The sequence below is a fragment of the Anaerophaga thermohalophila DSM 12881 genome, assembly GCF_000191885.1.
GTDB lineage: Bacteria > Bacteroidota > Bacteroidia > Bacteroidales > Marinilabiliaceae > Anaerophaga > Anaerophaga thermohalophila.
Genome location: NZ_AEWI01000031.1, coordinates 20484 through 40440 on the forward strand (window position 1 = coordinate 20484; position 19957 = coordinate 40440).

At 38.7% G+C, this 19957-nt stretch carries 14 protein-coding genes; 4 read left to right on the forward strand and 10 right to left on the reverse strand.

The features are described from left to right. The first annotated feature begins 60 nt into the window (after positions 1-60). The 3 genes from rsmI to ATH1_RS0110240 all read left to right on the forward strand — a co-directional run bounded on the left by rsmI (position 61) and on the right by ATH1_RS0110240 (position 2992). Complete coding sequence (rsmI, locus tag ATH1_RS0110225) at positions 61-762, forward strand: 16S rRNA (cytidine(1402)-2'-O)-methyltransferase (protein ID WP_010421100.1); 702 nt, start codon at positions 61-63, stop codon at positions 760-762. 539 nt (positions 763-1301) lie between these two features. Continuing rightward, positions 1302-2174, forward strand: coding sequence for a Cbp1 family collagen-binding glycoprotein adhesin (locus ATH1_RS0110230; protein ID WP_245531763.1), 873 nt, complete (start codon positions 1302-1304; stop codon positions 2172-2174). A gap of 125 nt (positions 2175-2299) precedes the next feature. After that, positions 2300-2992, forward strand: coding sequence for a YjjG family noncanonical pyrimidine nucleotidase (locus tag ATH1_RS0110240; protein ID WP_010421106.1), 693 nt, complete (start codon positions 2300-2302; stop codon positions 2990-2992). Between the two features lie 80 nt (positions 2993-3072). Here the strand turns inward: ATH1_RS0110240 and dnaB are convergent, their stop codons facing one another. The 10 genes from dnaB to ATH1_RS0110290 form a co-directional block, all read right to left on the reverse strand. Further along, a complete protein-coding gene (gene dnaB, locus ATH1_RS0110245) occupies positions 3073-4656 on the reverse strand; it encodes a replicative DNA helicase (protein WP_010421108.1) in 1584 nt (527 codons plus the stop codon). A 465-nt stretch (positions 4657-5121) separates the two neighbouring features. Continuing rightward, entirely contained in the window at positions 5122-6765 is a 1644-nt protein-coding gene (locus ATH1_RS0110250; RefSeq protein WP_010421110.1) for a sodium:solute symporter, read from the reverse strand. Between the two features lie 41 nt (positions 6766-6806). Next, a complete protein-coding gene (locus tag ATH1_RS0110255) occupies positions 6807-7889 on the reverse strand; it encodes a glycoside hydrolase family 130 protein (RefSeq protein WP_010421112.1) in 1083 nt (360 codons plus the stop codon). A 77-nt stretch (positions 7890-7966) separates the two neighbouring features. Then, positions 7967-8749: a hypothetical protein gene (locus tag ATH1_RS19305; protein ID WP_010421114.1), complete on the reverse strand. Its 783-nt coding sequence runs from the start codon at positions 8747-8749 to the stop codon at positions 7967-7969. Between the two features lie 168 nt (positions 8750-8917). Beyond that, positions 8918-10477 (reverse strand): IS4 family transposase, encoded by a 1560-nt coding sequence (locus tag ATH1_RS19310; protein WP_010421115.1) that lies wholly within the window; start codon positions 10475-10477, stop codon positions 8918-8920. Between the two features lie 113 nt (positions 10478-10590). Next, the gene (locus ATH1_RS19315) at positions 10591-11244 is read right to left on the reverse strand and encodes a hypothetical protein (protein WP_010421117.1); all 654 of its coding nucleotides are present in this window, start codon (positions 11242-11244) and stop codon (positions 10591-10593) included. A 53-nt stretch (positions 11245-11297) separates the two neighbouring features. After that, on the reverse strand, positions 11298-12806 hold the full coding sequence (locus tag ATH1_RS0110275; protein ID WP_010421119.1) for a cellulase family glycosylhydrolase: 1509 nt from the start codon (positions 12804-12806) through the stop codon (positions 11298-11300). Positions 12807-12881: 75 nt separating this feature from the next. Beyond that, positions 12882-13772 carry a hypothetical protein gene (locus ATH1_RS19320; protein ID WP_010421121.1) on the reverse strand — a complete coding sequence of 297 codons (891 nt, stop codon included), beginning with the start codon at positions 13770-13772 and terminating at the stop codon, positions 12882-12884. 25 nt (positions 13773-13797) lie between these two features. Next, entirely contained in the window at positions 13798-15300 is a 1503-nt protein-coding gene (locus ATH1_RS0110285) for a RagB/SusD family nutrient uptake outer membrane protein (RefSeq protein ID WP_010421123.1), read from the reverse strand. Positions 15301-15554: 254 nt separating this feature from the next. Then, positions 15555-18647, reverse strand: coding sequence for a SusC/RagA family TonB-linked outer membrane protein (locus ATH1_RS0110290; RefSeq protein WP_010421125.1), 3093 nt, complete (start codon positions 18645-18647; stop codon positions 15555-15557). A 261-nt stretch (positions 18648-18908) separates the two neighbouring features. On the opposite strand from ATH1_RS0110290, the gene ATH1_RS0110295 reads away from it, so the two are divergent. Next, positions 18909-19769 carry an AraC family transcriptional regulator gene (locus ATH1_RS0110295; RefSeq protein WP_010421126.1) on the forward strand — a complete coding sequence of 287 codons (861 nt, stop codon included), beginning with the start codon at positions 18909-18911 and terminating at the stop codon, positions 19767-19769. The last annotated feature ends 188 nt before the right edge of the window (positions 19770-19957 follow it).

Below are 19957 nucleotides of genomic sequence, written 5' to 3' on the forward strand. Positions count from 1 at the left end.
TAAATCGAAGTAATCCTTCGCTAAAGTTATGGATGGCAAAGAAACCACAAAACAATAAAAATGCCGGGTGAAAATCCAACAAGCGCAAAAACAGGAAAACTTTTCGTTGTCCCAACTCCCATCGGGAACCTGGAGGACATGACATTCAGGGCAGTTCGAACCCTGAAAGAAGTTGATTTTATTCTGGCAGAGGACACCCGCACATCAGGCAAATTATTGAAACATTTCAGCATAGAAACCAGGATGTATGCCCATCATAAGTTTAACGAACACACAGCCACAGAAAAGGTGACTGAACGTTTGTTAAATGGTGAAACAGCAGCTCTGATTTCCGATGCCGGTACACCGGCCATATCAGACCCCGGATATCTGGTGGTTAAAAAATGCATCGATGCCGGCATTGGGGTGGAATGTTTGCCAGGTGCAACAGCTTTTGTTCCGGCTATTGTAACAGCCGGGTTACCAAACGACCGGTTTTGTTTCGAAGGATTTCTTCCGGTTAAAAAAGGGCGACAAACACGACTCGAGTCACTTGCCAATGAAGCAAGGACGATAATATTTTACGAATCTCCGCACCGGCTGTTGAAAACACTGAAACAACTGGCAGAAAAATTCGGCAATAACAGAGAAGCGGCAGTTTGCAGGGAGATCAGTAAAATGCATGAAGAGACCCGGCGTGGTAGTCTCGAAGAACTGGAGAAGCACTACAACTCACACCCGCCAAAGGGAGAAATTGTTTTGGTTGTAAGTGGAAAGAAATAGCTAAATTCAGATGAAACAAGCATGACAAAGTTTGTTTTAATAGATTTTTAGATTTAAGATGCTAAGATGTAAGATAAAACGGGCCTGACAAAAATTATTATAAAATTGTTGGGGTTGTTAAATTGTTGGGGTTGTTAGCTAATGTATAAAACTTATAACATTTTAACAACTAACACATTAACAATATTAACAACTTTAACAACTTTAACAACTTTAACAATCCTAACAGTCGTAACAACTTATTAAATGTAAGATGAAACGAGCATGACACGGTTTGTCACAAAAGAACATGCATAAAAACTCAGTCATGCGAGTTCCATCAGACCAATAATTTAGACTAATTTTATACGGATGAAACGAGCATGGCAAAGATTGTCACAAAAGAATATGTATAAAACTCAATCATGCGAGTTCCATCAGATCAATAACTTAGATGAATTTTATACTGATGAAACGAGAATCTCAAATTTACTCTAATATCTAAATATCTATTAATCTATCAATCTATTAATCTATTAATCTATAATCTAATGAACGCCATGAAGAAAACATTGTTAATAATTCTGACCTTGTCACTGCTTTGGCAATGTCAGCAAGGGCCAAGCCGGGAAGAGTTAATAGAACAAAAAGATTCGCTGGAAAAAATGGCTGCATTGAAAGACACCCAAATGAACCAGATGGTGAACACGATCGGTGAAATTGAGGCCACCCTGAGGGTAATCAAAGAAAAAGAAAAAATTATTGCTCTGAAAGCCAGAGAAGGTGAAACCGAAGGTGATGCAGCTGAGCAAATCAATGAAGACATTCGTCTGATCTATGATCTGATGGTACAAAACAAAGAGCGGATTGAATCGCTGGAACAGCAGCTGAAACGCTCGGGCGTCGAAACCAACCGCCTGAGGAAACTGGTAGAAAGCTTGCAACAGGAGTTGCAGGAAAAAAATCAGGAGATAAAGGAACTAAACGAGTTGCTGAAAGAAAAGAATGCAGAAATTGATGACATGAATTATGCACTGACCGATATGGAGATAGCTCTTGACTCCATGAAAGAAGTCAACGCACAAACCAGGGCACAACTTGAGGTAACCAAAGACAATATGTACAAAGGTTACTATGCCATAGGCACCAGGAGCGAACTGAAAGAAAAGAACATCATCGATTACGAGGGTTTTTTGTTTTTTGGAAAAACACAAGTATTAAAAGACAATTTTGAGAAGGCCTACTTTGCCGAAATCGATACCCGAACCACCGACAGCATTGAGCTTTTCCAAACCAATGTAAAAATTCTCACCTCTCATCCTGAGGGTTCATACAAATTGAATGAACAGGAAAACGGGAACCAGGTTTTGGTCATTAATGACAAAGAAAGTTTCTGGAGCATTTCAAAATATCTTGTCGTTCAGGCTAAATAGTGTCGTATAATGAATGAGCCTGGTCTAAAAAGCATCTTTGTTGCCAAACTCATGAATACAATACGAATCACGGCCCCCCGGCAATTTTCTTCCGGGGGGGCGGATCATTTTAAACAAATTTTGCAATGGCCTACAAACATCTCTTTTTTGATCTTGACCATACCATCTGGGATTTCCATACCAACCAGATTATTACGCTCAAGCAACTTTTTGATCAATACAAGCTTGGAAGGTATTTCCGCGATTTTGACGATTTTTTTGAACAGTATATGCCCGTTAATCTTGGATTGTGGCATGATTATCAATACGGGCGCATCCCCAAAAGAGATGTGAAAGTAGGCCGGTTTTACCAAACTTTCCTGCAGGCGGGACTGGATGATATGAATATCGCCGAAAAATTTGCTGACGACTTTGTTCATGACAATTCACTTCAAACCAATGTAATCCCGCATACTTTCGAAGTGCTTGACTACCTGAAAAGAAAGAAATACCACCTGTATATTATTACAAACGGATTCAGAGAAGCACAGCACACAAAAATGGAGCGCAGCGGTTTAACACCCTATTTTGAAAAAACTTTCATATCGGAAGACATAGGGGCAAGTAAACCTCATCACCGTTTTTTTGAACATGCCATAAAAAGTGTTAATGCAAAAAAGACTGAAAGTCTGGTTATTGGTGACAGTCTTGAAAATGACATCCAGGGGGCCCGCGAGTTCGGCCTCGATCATGTATATTTCAATCCGGAAGGCACCCCTCATCAAGAAAAGGTATTCAAAGAAATAATATCCCTGAAAGAGCTGATGAACTGGCTTTAACCCCCCTCAAACATAATTATGTAACCATCTGAAAAAAAGGAAGTTGCTTGAGCTGTGTATAAGATAGGCAAAAAAGTGCTTCAGAAAGGTGCTTCTCTGTCAAAACCTGAAGGTGGGGGCGAATCAAAACCTCCTGATAAATTATTGTTTCCTGTTGTTGCCTCCTCTTCTTCTTCCTCATTCATTTTGGAGCTGAACGTCATGGGCGAACCGGCAGTATTAGCTGTGTCATATCCCGTTCCGGCAGAGGGTAATCCCTGAAGTTCCGGGTCTTCGAAGCGTGCCAGTTCCTTACGGAAACGCAGGCGTACCTCACCGGTTGCTCCGTTACGATGCTTTGCAATAATGATCTCGGCGATACCTTCAAGCGGATATCCGTCAGCATCCTCGAACATGCCATAATATTCGGGCCGGTGAATAAACAACACCATATCGGCATCCTGTTCAATGGCTCCCGATTCGCGAAGATCGGCCAATTGCGGACGTTTTCCTTCAAGTCCCGAGCGACTTTCGACGCCCCGGTTCAACTGCGACAATGCAATAATCGGGACATCCAGTTCTTTGGCCATGCCTTTCAACGAACGCGAAATCATACTCACCTCCTGTTCGCGGCTGCCGGGGTTCATACCCGAAGCGCTCATCAGCTGCAGATAATCAATAATAACTACTTGTATATCGTGTTGTTTTTTTAACCGGCGGCATTTTGCCCGCAACTCAAAGATGGTTAAACCCGGGGTGTCATCCACAAAGATAGGCGCACCCATTAATGCATGTATTTTTGAATCAAGCTGTTCCCATTCGAATGGTGCCAGATTTCCGTTTCTGATTTTTTCCCCTGGTATCTCCGTTTCGGAAACAATCAAACGGTTCACCAGCTGAATATTGGACATCTCAAGAGAAAAAAGAGCCACGGGCTGTTGATGTGTAACAGCCATATTCCGCGCCATAGACAATACAAAAGCAGTCTTCCCCATGGCGGGACGTGCCGCAATGATAACCAAATCAGAAGCCTGCCATCCCGATGTAATCCGGTCGAGTGCAGTAAACCCCGAAGGTACTCCGCTCAATCCGTCTTTTCGTTTTCCGGCTTCACGAATCCGCTCAATAGATTCCTGAATGACCGGATCAATCTGGGTCACTTCTTTCTTCATTGTCCCCTGCGAAAGGAGATAAAAGTTGTTCTCGGCCTCGTCCAACAAATCATTGACATCAATGGATTCATCGTAAGAACGGGTTTGCAGATCGCTGGAAATGCGTATCATCTCGCGCTGAAGATACTTCTGCCATATAATGCGCGCATGATATTCAATATGAGCGGCCGAAGCTACGCGACTGGTCAGTTGCGAAATATAAAATGCCCCGCCAATTTCCTCCATCTTGCCCATCTTCTTTATCTCCTCGGTAACCGTGAGGATATCAATTGGCTGCTCATGAAAAAACAGATTTGAGATGGCCTGAAAAATATGCTGGTGGGCTTCCTTATAGAAGCATTCGGGTTTCAGCAATTCAGAAACTGCTATAAATGCATCCTTCTCCAGCAACAACGCCCCTAAAACAGCCTCCTCCAGCTCTATGGCCTGAGGCGGCATCTTCCCCATCTCGGCATCAATCTGTGCAGGTGTTTTCCGATTAGATTTGTTGTTCCCGTAATTTTTCTGAGCCATGATAACCTGTTTTTTCCAAGGATGGAGCAGTTAATAATTATTGGTCAAAAAATTGATTATTGAGTACAGTATAAAAAACATATTTTTTGTCAAAATATAGGCGTTTTAAATTTTTGTACCAGAGTTAACTTATTGTTAATGAGGATGCAAAAATTTAAAACAACAATGAGTTTGGCAATAAAGATGCTTTTTACACTGACTCAATATCAGCTCGTTCACAAATAAGAGCCAAAGAACAACAAAGTTAGGCATTTTTTTGATGGAAATACAAATGACCAGACTCTAATAAATACAGGGCCTTCAGGAGCCATTTGAATGCAAACAACTAATAGTCGGAAAATTGCAAAAGGTGTTAAAAACAAAAACACGATATATTTTTACGAACATTCCTTCCGACAGATTAGATGCCTCATAAAATTTTGACATGCTGCATTTTTAAACACAAATCCATTTGCTTACAAAGCATTAGAAGAAAATACAATACATTCCCAAACAAGTAGCAACAAGTAGTAAAGAAAGTACTCTAAAATTGTTGTACCATTTTACACCTTCCAGTTCTTTTGAATCTTGCTGCCAAACTCTCTTTGAATAAGTATACTCATCAATTTTTGCCTTATCAGGTTTATCGCCTGCATAACTGACTAACACATTAATCATCAAGCTAACCACCATCATAATTGGCGCAAGGATTAGAAAATGCAACCCAATATCCAATTTAAACACATATTTCCAAATCATGAGAACGGCTGCCATAATCAACCCGCTTATTAAACTCCAAAAAGCACCATTGGCATTGGATCTCTTCCAGAACAAGCCCATAAAAAAAGCACCAACCACAGGGGGAGACAAATACGATATGACCTCTTGGTAATAAGCTACAAGCGAATCAAATTTCTGAATAAAGGGAGCCCATAGCATGGCAAGAATTAAGACCATTAAAGCAGTTAACCGCCCGACTTTCACAAGTTCTTTGTTCCCGGCATTTGGTTTTAATTTTGTATAAAAATCCATGGTAAACAAAGTAGAGGCAGAACTAATTGTTGCGCTCAAAGTAGAAGTCAGAGCAGAAACCATAGTTGCAAGAATCAGACCAATCAATCCCACAGGTAAAAGTTCAAGAATTAAACGGGGATACACCTCATCCGTGTTAATACCATACTCATTTTTTAACTCTAAACCGTCAATTATCTGATGAGGCAGATGCTCAACGCCAAAAAGATTAATTCCTCTTCCTATCAGACCTGGCATAATAAAAATAAACAAAGTGAACAGGTACAAAAAACCTACAAACAAAACACCTTTTCGTCCTTGATTAATTGAACGGGCTGAAAGAACCCTTTGCACTATCACTTGATTATTACACCAGAAATAAAAACCAAGAATGGGAATGCCGAAAATCATTCCTAACCAAGGTACTGTAGGATCATCCATTGGACGCGTCAGCCGCAACCAAACTCCGTCATTGAATCTTTCATAGAATTCACTCCAGCCACCAATTTCATCAAAAGCAAAAAACATAAGGATAGCTGATCCAATAAGCAGTATCAACGCCTGTATAAAATCGGCATTAACCGCAGAAGATAATCCCCCTATTATGGTATAACTTCCGGCAACCAATCCCATAATAATGACAATCCACATAAACTCGGCATCAGGAATTATCATTTTGATAATCAATGCTCCGGTATATAACGCTGCAGCTGCATCCAAAAATACATTGCCCACAATGGTTACAAGCGAAAAATAAACCCTTGACCTCCTGTCAAATCTACGTTCCAGGAATTCAGGCATTGTATAAATACCTGAACGCAGGTAAAATGGCAGAAAAAATATAAGAAAAAATACCATTACAATAATGGAGACCCAGTTGTAGTTGAAAACAGCTATCCCACTAATAAATCCTTCTCCGGAATGGCCCATAAATGTTGAACTGGAAACACTTGCTGCAAACAGGGACAATCCCACCACAGGCCAGGTCATCTGTCGGCCTGCCAAAAAGTAAGATTCCGAATCTTTACTTTTTCCATGCTTCAAGGCCCACCACACAATAAAAACAAAATAGAGCAAAAGAATGCTAATATCAGTAATGCTTAATTGTATCGATTCCATAACAGTTTTTTATTCGGACATATTTGGTTTTCGACTGATACCTAGATACGGTGTTTTTTCAATTCATTTAAAAGCTCTTCCAAATTACAGGTTGCTAAACAACAATATTTATCTGCTCCTCCATAATAAATATATAATTCATCACCCACTATCATGTTGCCTGTCGGAAACACACATCCATTGTACATTCCTTCTAATTCATACCAATGCTCAGGTTCCATAATCCAATGGGGTAACCTGGCAATAAGTTTCCCGGGGTCGTTCAAGTCAAGCAGGGCTGCTCCGACTCTGTAATACCCCAATCCTCCATTCTCAATACCGTGATAAATTACCAGCCAGCCTTCTTTCGTTTTCAGTGGCGGGGTACTGCCACCAACCTTTTCTTCCCATGAACCTCTCCTTCCCTTGATAAGCAGTTTACTCGGCTGGTTCCATACCATCAAGTCATCCGAAAAAGTAATCCAAATAGAAGGTTCTTCACATCCGTAAGCTTCTCCTGTCCACTGTTTAGGACGATGCAGCATTACGAACTGACCGTTTACTTTTTCAGGAAAAAGAATAACATCCCTGTCATCAAGATTAGACTGTGTTATTCGCCCAAGTCGTTTCCATGTTTTAAAATCCCTGGTAACCGCTAATCCGGTATTTGCTATGTTTTTACGATAAACAGCCGGTGCATCAGGGCCCGTCTCGGGTAACTGTACAACATCGTGCTCAAACTTCCAATACTGCCCGGGAGGATAAGGCCGATATGCATAAGTTACGTAAAATTCATCACCAAACTTTACAATTCTCGGATCTTCAACACCTCCCATATCAGGCCCGTCTATACTTGGTTCAAAAACCGGTTGATCGGAAACCCGTTTAAAGTTTACACCATCTTCACTAACAGCAAGCCCGAAACGAATAATGTGGTCTTTATCATCTCCGGCTGCACGATACAGAAGATAAAACAGTCCGTTTTCATACCATGCCCCGGGATTACAAACCACCAAATTCTCCCAATAATGAGATGGATAAGGCTCAAGAACGGGATTATGCTCTGATTTTTTTAGTATAAAAGGATGATTTAATATGTTTTTAGGCTTGGCTTCTTTCTTCTTCTCGCTTTTCTGAAATGTCATAAGTATATATCAAAAATCTCACAATTATTAAAACTGAGACTTACATTGTCCTGAAAAAATTAGTTATACTTTACTGGTTAATAAGGGAAAGTTGTTAATAGGGAAAAACTTTCCTTTTCGAGACGGATTTCATATTCTTCCGGTATGGTAAAATTCTTTCTGTTCGGTACAGGATAACCCAAATCATTTTTTGGCCTGAAGTCTTTCCGATAAGCAAACTCCTGAACATATTCTAAGTCTTCAGGAACCTGCAATCTGATTATCTGCTCTTTATCAGAAACATTGACAAAAGCAAGACTGAATTTTCCATCTTTAGAACCGGCTACGACACGTATGCCGTGCGGAAGTTGTCCGTTAACATTTAATATATCGATCCCTGCAGGGAAATAACGACACATCAAAGACCATGTATAATACCAGGGCCGAATGTTTTCTTCTTCAGGACTTCCAAATACCTCCTCTCCAAGAATATTCCACATACCCCAAAGTTTAATGTCCTTTGTATTCCCGGAATCACCATTCGAATGCATTGCATCATCGAGCATCCAAGCTGCAATAGCCGAATAGCCACCATTCATAATATCCATTGCAAGGATTGACATATCAAGACCATAGAAATAGTCATAAACCATCATATTACTATCACTTCCTTTGGTAAAGGGATGTGTCTCAGCCCTTTTAATGTATTCCTGCATCAACATTGAATCTGCTTCCCGCCAGTATTTATAGCCGGCTTCTCCGAGAATAATCTTCTTATCTTCGGGAATATTCTTTTTATATCTGTCGATAATATCTCTGAAATTGCCTGATCTCACCTGATGCTGTCCTGGATAAGCGTGAATATCATATATTCCTATCACACTATCCAACTGAAAAACTGTCTGATCAACCCATTCAAAAGAATTATATTTTGATTCAGGATTGTTATAATCAATTAAAGTTTCCCACTTTTCTACGCCCCATATAATGTGGTATGTTAAATTGAATAATTCGTGTTAAACAAAAGCGTAAATATCTGTGGGTAAGACTTATGCGGCGATGACGCCTGTTTCGGTCGTTTTCATTGGGTTATCGCCTGTTTTATCTAATTCCATCACTACATTGATGAGCTGTTGAGGAATATTTTCGTTGTTAATCATTTTTTCCATTCCTTCAATAATATCAATACCAAATATATCGGCCAATACCAAAACCACCTTTGCCAATATGCGCAGTAGTCTTTCATCCGTATAAAATTTATTTATTAAGGTCGGATGGAACTCACATGTAAGATTTACACATATTCTTGTTGTGGCAACTTTTGCCATGCTCGTTTCATATAAAGTTAGTTCCAATAAATCCTGCTGCACTTGTCGGAAAATGACTCCGGTTGTCTCATAATCTTCAAATCGTTTATTAAGCGTTAATATTGTATGAGTTATCAAAGCTAAAGTTGCATCAGCGATTTGACCATCAAAATCAGTATTTTGAGATTGCCCCAATCTCAGATACTGCTTGCATTCTTTGAACAAAACCTCTATGGTCCAACGTATTTGATAAAGTTCCAGCGTTTGCACAAAACTCAGGGTTAAGTCCGTTGTTAATAGTAATGTCCAATTCTTCGAATGATTGTACTTTATAAAGAAAAGACGAACAGGATTCCCTTTGTAGTCTACCACCAGAGAGATATAGTGTGACTTATGCTTCCGGGAATAGCAACCCCTTTTTCTTGCATATCTTGCAATTAACTCTCTGCCATTAAGACTTTTGCCATCAATTTCATATTTGCGGGTATCTAATTTACACATGCCCAATACATATAGGCAAGTGTTTTTAATCGATTTGATACCGGCAATTATAGTATCATTGACAAACCAACTGTCCATCAATACATAATCTGCAATAAAACCATGTCTTATGGCACGCTTTATCATCGATAAGCAATTTTGGGTTTTAGATATGTCTAGTTCTTTAACCCGCTTTGCTCCCTTGCTTTTAACATCCCTTTCCTTGGCAAATCGTCTTTTAGCCTCCTTTTTTGATATGCCGTAAGTACCTTTGCTTCCTTTTTCACGGTGCAAAGAAAAATCGGTAGAAATAAGACTTTTACCGTCCCAGTATCCAAGCAATAACAATTTAAATCCAAATATATATTTCCTTGTGATATGGTTGAATACCCGCCCCATGAATTCAAATGTTTTGCCAGTTTTATTTAGGTCGGTATCATCAATCACAAAACATTTTGGTTCGGAAACCGGATCGCCTTTTTCTTCAACATTTCTTTTAAATTCTCTGGCAAAACGGTAAAGTAACCCGCGCCAATTCATCATACAATTATTCATCAATCGGTAAAACGCGTTATCATCAATTTTGGGTAAAAACGAAATACTTTTATGTCCGGAATGGGTAGATTCACCTTTTAATCGGAACAGCAAAAGTGAAACAATAAGAATAGAAACCCGCCATCCACGCTTTTTGGCGGTCTCAAATAAGCCCAAAAACCGACCAATTTTAAAGGCTGATATCGGGTTGAGTACGGCCTTGTGCAAACTTTCATTATGGCATAGAACGTTTTCTAATTCGCTTAATTTTCCTATTTTTGATGACATAAGTAGTGGTTTGTTGATGATTTTGCTTTTTGTCTTGTAATTACCTCAAATATAGCAAATTAAATCATAAAAACCACTGCTTTTTCTTATTTTTTATCCCCTTTTTTCAAGGCTTACAGAAGTGGGAAACTTGAATAATCAATAACCACATCGGGGCCTGCAATGCTTACTTTGTCCGTTAATCCCGGATATTTTTTCATTTCTCTATGAAACCGTAGAATCATTTCTTTCCAAAGATCAAAGTCACCATTAGTAGAAGACCAATGACCATCCGGTTCATTAAAAAGATTATAATACCGAATGCAATCGAAGCCTAAATCAGTCACCAGATAATTCAGGTAATTGGCTGCCATTTCAATCCACCGTTGATCATTCTTCATTTCCCATGTTGGAGGGTTAAATTCTCCAAAAAGGACAGTTATGTTGTTATCCTGACAATACTGAAGGACTCTCTTTAAAGAACTAATATTGCGTTCTTTTTCGTATTCTCCCGTTTCATAGTTGAAATATCGGAAAGGACTATTTATCATGCATCTGACGTACTGAGGGCGCATGTAATCCAGACGTTCGTACAGTTTATTCCAATCTTCATCAGAAACGGCTACACCCCAGCTCTCAGCTTCAGGATAAGCATCCCATTGAACACCGTTACCCATATAATCTGCATTTATAACTTTGCGGGTTACTTTTATACTTACATTATCTTTGGTTAAATCACATCCGAGAAATAAACCAAACCCTATAACCAATAATAGTTTTACCTTCATTTTTTAATAGTTCAGAATAATTTTTAATAATACCATTACAAGAAAAATGGCAATTATTGAGACATATTGGTAAATAAATAAAATGAGCGTGGAGCTATAGTCAGGCCTTGTCCACCATTTATTTCTAACGAAAAGCTGATGTTTGATTCATAAGGAACGGCAAAACCATCACTATTGACAGGACCTTCAAATTCATCTTCCTCTTTAGCAATGAATTTGTATTCATTGATACCCGAAAGTTCAAGTCGGGTTGCAGCGGCCAGCTGAACCTCATACTCCACAAAATGAGAATTTACAATAGCTATGGTATATTTCTCCCCCTTTCTGACAGCCACTGCACGTAATCCCTTTTTATCGGGGAGTTCAATTTCCAAGATTTCACTTCCTCTAGGGACATATTTTGAAAGTAACGACATTGGATAAAACCACGGACGAATAACCTCATCCCCGGGACTTTCAAATTTCTCTTCTCCCAAAATGTTCCAGAAGCCCCATCTTTTTAATCTGGTTGAACTCCCACCATCAATATTATACATAGCATCATCCATATTCCAGACTACTACACCACTAAATCCGGCAAGCATATTCTGAATTACGGCATCAGCTATGTCAATGCCGTAAAATGAATCATAAATAAACATATTGCTATCGTCGGAGGCGTATGGGTCATCATTTATTCTCTGTGCATTTTCCTCTCCTAAATCTGACGAAGCTTTATATTTAAACCCGAATTCTCCCATGATCATTTCCATTCCATTCGGGACCGCATTGCCATATGCGGAAATCATATTTTGATAATCACCATCTCTAACCAGCTCTGCTGTTGGATAGGTATGAATGTCGTACGCTCCCATCAGATTGCCCAGATTGGTAACGGTATTGTTTAGCCACCACAACGTATTGGTATCCCATATAGCAATATCTGGTCCGATGATCTTTATCTTATCACTCATCCCCTCCTGAACCAGTCTTGAATGATACTGACTAACGAGAGAATGCCACAAATCATAATTCCCATCCATCGATGACCAATCACCGTTGGGTTCATTCACCAATATCATATATTTTATACAGGAATAGCCTTTAGTTTCTACCAACCATTTCAGAAACTGAACAGAATTATCAAGCCAACCTTGATCAATAGTATTGCCCCCTTGATGACTCCATTCCCCAAATACAACAGAAATTCCCTCTGATTCACAGAAGTCGAGGATTTTTACCAGCACATCATTGCTTTTTTCAGGATAAAATTGACCATTAACTATATAGTTCCACCCGGGACTAACCATTATTCTTACCAAATCGGGGCTCATAAACCGCACCCTTTTAAACAACTTTTCCCAATCTTCATCTGAAAGTGTTGATGATCCAGTCCAGGCTTTAAGAATATCGTATCCCCCCCATTGGGCACCATTGCCAGAATAAAAGGATGTTATAACATTATTGGTTATCAATAATTTGTCTGCGGTGTCATTTGGCTCAGGAGTCGAATTTTCTCCTTCACATGACCAGCAAAACAATAAAAGAAAACTTATAGAAGTAATGTGTTTAATTATTCTCATATTTTTTTATTTATTGTGTTTCACAAATTACGGGACTCTCAAAGAGAGAATTTTTGAGAGTCCCATTTTAAATAACTATTGTTTTTCAACAGCATACCAAAAATATTTGGCTTCCTGTTCCATTTTTGCAACCCAGTCCCATGGATTATCCCAATAAATTTCAACGGAGAATTCAAATCTTATCTGGTATTCGGGATCGTCTTCTATAAGCTGTGCATAAGTCTCATTACCTTCTCCATCAATAAATGTAAGCGAATTATCAGAAGGATTGCGCAACCAGGTTCCTCCGTCTTTAGGCATAAGCCGGTACTTGTAATTAAAGTCATATCCCCATTCATTGTGGGTAAACTCACCGTATTGTCCGTCTTCGCCAGAAGAATGAGTAAAGCTTCCATAACTGTTTCCATTCTCATCTACGCCGTCGAAAGTAAAAGTAAATGTGTTATCATATTCGGCGGCTGATTCAGGCAAATAATCAGAGATGGTTCCTTCTTCAAAATAACCACCCCATTCAGGATGATCTCCCATCACATCAATAATAATCCTGATATCATTAATGTCCCAACTTCCGCTCATTAACTCAGTAAAAGGATCCAACTTAATAGTCCATTCAAGAGGAGAACCATTTTCAGGAATCACTTGAATCGTCGCCGTTTTGTTCTCATTGTCAAAGTTCAACGATTCTCCTGTATTAACAGTCGCTTCAGCACCGTAAGATATTTCGAGAGATTTAATTTTGACATCAGACAAGGGGATACCGGCATTCATATTAAATGAGAATATTACTTCAGCCGTTTCTTCTGTCCTGGTTATTTCAGCATCACCAATTTGCCCTTCAAAGGAAATATCTATAATATTTCGCTCTTTGTTCCAACTTCCATCTTCAATATCTTCCAATGGATCTTTTTGACACCCAAAGAGAATAAGAAAAAGAAAGCTGAATTCTAAATATATTAATGTTTTCATAATAGTAATATTTTTCCCGGTTAGACTATTGAGAAATATTTGGATTAAGATCAATTTCCCTCTGTGGAATGGGATAAAAAGTCGCAACTTCTTCGGAAATACCAGCCGAAATAGCATTGGGTACTTTGGTCAATACCGTTTTTGTTCTTCTTAGATCATACAGATATTGCCCTTCATAAGCAAACTCCCACGCGCGTTCCTGAATGACGGCTTCACGAAACTCTTCCAGACTCATCCCGGTAGGAGCATTACTTAATCCAGCTCTGTCCCTTATCCTATTCAACCATTCATATCCTTCAGATGTAGGACCAACAGCTTCAGCATAAGTCAGTGCTATATCTGAAAATCTTATTAGATAAGGTTTTGCACTTGTCTTTTGACCCACGAAATAAGGATCAAGATATTTCACACAAAACAGGGAAGGTATTTTACCATCGACAACACTCCCTGTCACTTCTCCGGCATCATTGTAAATTTTATTATGTAAAAGCGCTGTCTTCCTTAGATCGTTATCGTCATAGGTATCAGCAAAAGAATCGTTAACACGATAAACCTCCCATCCATTGGTTGTATAAACCAACGAACCATCGGGAAACATAAGATAGTAAGGCGCTCCATCTCCCCAAGGCAAAAACATTAATGGCGTTTTGGAATAATTTCCCTCATTCTGTCCGGTCCTGTCCTGGCTCAATATAAATATGTGTTCCGGCCCGTCAGGACTATCAACATCATAAATATTTAATAAATCCGGGTCAAATGAATATTCATTCTGTTCATGCAAAACTTTTTCGGCGAAGAATGCAGCACTATCATACATTTGAGCAACATCTTTGGTCATATCGGAATATTTCAATACGCCATTTTCCTTTGAAGAAGCCATCGTCAGATAAGCTTTTGCCAGGATTGACCAGGCAGCCGCTTTATCTAACCTTCCAACTCTTCGATCAATTTCAAGCATTTCAGTTGCTTTTCTTAAATCTCCAATCATAAAATCATAAACTTCCTCCAAGGAACCTTCCAAGGATGGTGACGTTTGAGAAATGGTCTGCACCATCTCTCTCTGAACAGGCACAACGCCAAACACACGAATCAGATTAAAGTAACTCCAGGCCCTCAATGTATAAGCCTCTCCAAGTATTCGATTCTTTATTTCTTGGTCAAAAGATGCATCACTTACGTTATGCAGCACTGCATTTGCTCTGTTTATCGCTATATAGCAATACTTAAAGTAATTCATGAGTGTTTCATTGGTTGAACCGGCTGTCCAGCTGTTCATTTCCTGAGCATCAACACCTTCATCAGGTTTCAGATCAGTTGTCTGTGTTGGTAAATCACCAATACTAGTAATTCCACGCGTATATTCAATATAGGTAAGCGCGTTATAGGCATACCTCAAAGCGGATTCCGCATCAGCCTGTGTTTTATAAAAGTTATCATCTGAATAGAATCCGTATGGTTCTTCTGACAAGTCGCAGGAAAATGCAACTATACCCAGAATTGCTATTACATATATTATCTTACTTTTCATTAGTATATAATTTACTTATGTTATTTGTCTAATGGAATTCGCATGCAAGGATTTATACATATTCTTTTGTGGCAAACTTAGCCATGCTCGTTTCGTTAGCATAAAATTTATTTATCAAGGTTGAATGGAACTCTTCAGGGATAATCGGAACTTGTTTCACAAACTTTGTTTTTTACAATTACCAAAACTCCCCAAAAGTAACGGACTGTCCATTTATGAAATGCTCTTCATAAGTGTTTCATAATTTGGTATTTCTAGAACGTAACATTAAGACCTAATGTCCAGTTTCTCAATCTTGGATAACCGCCCCAGTATATACCATCCATTCCAACTTCCGGATCATACCCGTCAAAATTGGTAAATGTATATAAATTGCTAACATTCAGATACAACTTTACCTTTTTGAAAAAACTGGCAGGGTTTGTATTGAAATTGTATCCGAAATTAACATTTTGAATTCTTAAAAAAGAACCGTCTTGTATAAACCAATCGGAAAGCAGATATTGACGTCCATTTCGTAAGCTTGGATAGTCGTTGGTTTGATTATCCAATGTCCATCTCAAAGGACGCACATTTGGTTCATCCATTCGGTTTTGGTACAAAATATCATTCCCGTAAACACCATTAAGGAAAACTGATAAGTCGAAGTTCTTATACCCCACATCAACTGCAAGACTGGCTGTAAAATCAGGGTTCGGATCACCAATAATAGTTCGGTCATCCACATCGATCACTCCGTCGTGATTTAAATCCACATATTTAAACTCGCCTGACTGAGCCATTTCCCCTGTGAGACCGGCTTCCAGGCCTTCGGCCTCACTTTGGATAATCCCGTCCGTCTTATAGCCGTAAAACACATTCCGGGGTTGTCCAACAGCCAGGATATTGGCGTTTTGTCGGAACTGCGTAAAGGAATATCCGGTAAATTCATACTTCATCCCGGTTCGGTTATCAGTTTGTAGTCCGGAAGAAACAGCTTCGCCAAGACTCACCACCTCATTCTCGTTTTGTGAGAAAACAAATGTAGATGCCAGATTCCAGTTAGCATTATGAATAATATCGGCTTCCATTGTTACTTCAAATCCTTTATTATCAATAGAACCATCATTGACCCACATACGATCATAGCCCGAAGACAAGGAGAGGATTCTCTCTCGTAGCAAATCTGTGGTATGTTTGTTATACATATCGACGGTAAACCGTAATCTTCTATTTAAGAATGCCAAATCCAAACCAAGATTGAATTGCTCCGTTGTTTCCCATTTTAGGTCGAGATTAGGAATTCCGCCCCAAATTCTATAACGATCATCGGCACCAGAATAACCGACTACGTAACCAGGTCCAATAGCTGTACGCCAAGCACCGGCATCATAATAATTTTCAATTCCGTAACGGCTCAACGTCTGGTAAGGGGATATTCCCTGATTACCGGAAATACCATAACTCACTCGTACTTTAAACTGGTCAAATACACCGAGACTCTGTACAAAAGGCTCGTTATGAGCTTTCCAACTCAGTGCTCCTGATGGGAAATTTGCCCATTTATTGTTTTCGCCAAACTTAGACGACCCATCAGCCCTGAAAGTAAATGTGGCCATATATTTATCCATCAATGAATAATTAAGTCGACCGATATAGGACAACAACCTGGAATCGGAATAACTATTGGAATGAGTATTTTTCTCAGGATCACCGGCACCCATATTTTCATTCTGCAATGCCTCGTTCACAAAATTATACGATCCCATATTTGTGGAACGTTGCATGCTATACTGGAAAGAATGACCAGCCATAGCTTTAAGCGCATGCACCTTACCAAAAGTCTTTTCAAAAGTCACATAGGTCTCTGTAAGAAAATCCTGTCCCATCCATTTATTCAAATAAGCAGCGCCATTGTTAAAATAGCCAGCTTCTGTATATTTTTCAGGAAAGTACTGATCGGTTATTGAATTTCCATATTTGTAGTTTACCTGCGATTTAAGATTGAGGCTTTCTATAATCTGGTAATCCAACAAGTAAGAAGTAATATAATCCAAACCATTGTTCTCGTTTTTTACAAAATCCGTAATTGCCAGAGGATGTCCGAAATCGGTAACAGTAGTCTGATAATATTCTCCATTTTCATCCCGAACAGGCCAAAGTGGATTTCTCCAATAAGCCAGCCCTCCATTATCATTTCTGAAATTTTTGGAGAAAATATTAGAAGTAACAATTTTTAGATTATCAAAAATCTGATGACTTACACCAAGATTAACAATCCCTTTTTGATAATCGTCTTCAATATAGACCCCTTTCTCTTCTACATAATTCAGGCTAAGATTAAATGAGGTTTTTTCATTTGCACTTTTTATTGAAACCGTACTGTTATTCGATATGGGCAGATCACGAAAAACAATCTCATCCCATTGTGTATTATAAGGCCAATCACCAGACTCAATTTCATGTATAGAGGGATAATAAACACCAACAGAATTTACTTCCCCGTCATAAATAATAGGCCGACCGGCATTCACCATTTCTTCGTTGGTCAATTTTGCCATCAATAACGGATCATTCCACTTATTCAATTTCGAGGTAAACTGAGAGATGCTGGTTTTTTGTGAAACATTGACTTCCGTAACACCTTCTTTAGCTTTTCCCGTGGTAATCATAATTACACCATTAGCACCTCTTGAGCCATAAATAGCGGAAGCCGAAGCATCCTTCAAAACCTCTATTGATGCAATATCTTCAGGGTTAATCTGTTTTAAATCACCAGCATCCCCTAAAGGAAATCCATCCACAACAACCAATGGAGCATTTGAGCCTCTCAAAGAACTACCTCCTCTGATACGTACGGTAGCTCCGGCACCCGGAGCCTGCGATGAATTTATCACCTGTAAACCTGCTGTGCGGCCCTGAAGAAGGCTTTCAACCGAATTGGCAGGAATATCCTTTATGGACTCAACCTCAACCGTGGCAACCGATCCTGTTAAATCACTTTTTTTAACGGATCCATAACCTACCACAACCACCTCATCCAAGCCCATGATATCCTCTTCCAACGTTACATCAATCAGAGTTCTACCTTCAACCGGAACTTCTTTGGTAGCAAATCCGATAAATGAAAATCTCAAAACAGATTCAGCGGCAGGATTTTCAAGTAGTAAAGAAAACTCTCCATTAACATCTGTAATGGTTCCGTTTTGGGTTCCTACTTCAACCACGTTTACGCCGGGGACGAATTCCCCAAAACTATCGGTTACTGTTCCTGTTATTTTCTGCCCCTGAGCAAAGGCCCCATGGGTACATATAGATAACAACAGAAAGATGTTCATTGCATAGAGCACAAATGATCGCTTTTTCATAGACAGTAATTTTAAATTAATTTTAACATTACAAATGTATGCTTTAAGTGAACATCAATCTTTGCATTTAAGACTAAAAAAACATATTTTAATGAATATTTTCTTCATAATTAAAAACTTCATAAAAAAAATATTACATTAATCGCTTTATATCATTGCATTATTAAAAATTTTAATGATTAAATAATGATACTATAATGAATTTTTTAATACATTTATGCCATATTTAATAGCATTAATCACAAATTAAACATTAAAAAAATGAAAAGAATTGTTAGAGAAATAACACCAATTAACGAAGGAGATGTATTTGTGGTACTAAATCATCTTAAGGCAAAATTCGACTTTCCTGTTCATTATCATCCGGAATACGAAATAAACCTGGTACTCAACTCTACTGGGAAAAGAATAATCGGCGACTCTATAAAACCATTCTCAAATCCTGACATGGCACTTATAGGACCAAATACCCCTCACGCATGGATAGGACATGAGTCGGAAGAGGTTCAGGTAATAACGATTCAATTTCATGAAGACTTTCTTTCGGCAAAAACACTCTCCAGAAATATACTACATCCAATCAGAGATATGCTTCAAAAATCCAGGTTAGGAATTCATTTTTCTAAAGAAGCTACAATAAACATGATTCCAAGAATTAAGAAGCTAACTCAAGAAAGAGGATTTGATTCATTGCTGGATTTTTTGTCTATTCTCTACGACCTCTCAATTTCCAGAAATCAGTCATCTTTGTCATCTCCGAGCTATGTGGATATTTACGATACATCGAAAAGTAAGCGAATTTCGATGGTTAATGATTACCTCTGCAAAAATCTGCATAATACAATAAAAATCGAAGATGTAGCCAACCTTGTCAATATGTCTTCCTCGGCTTTTAGCCATTTTTTTAAAAAAAGAACACAAAGAACTTTTTCAAATTATCTCTCGGATCTCCGGGTTGGCAATGCAGCAAAACTTCTCATCGAAACCGATAAAAACATTTCAGAAATCTGCTATGAAAGTGGTTTTAACAATTTATCAAATTTCAACAGAGTTTTTAAAAACCAGAAGGGTTGTACTCCCAAGGAGTTCAGAATGCAACAAAAGCTTATCACAAAGCACTAAATCTCTACGAAACTAAACTAAAGAATAATTGATAACTAATTTGCCGGTTAAATAATACTCATCTATATACTCGCAAGAATTTTTATAAGATGTGTGTCTTTTCAGAAAATTCCATTTACAAGGGTCCGAAAGCTTAACCCAACTTGCGGGGTTTTCTATAAAAATGCAGCTATTTTAGGGTAAAAACA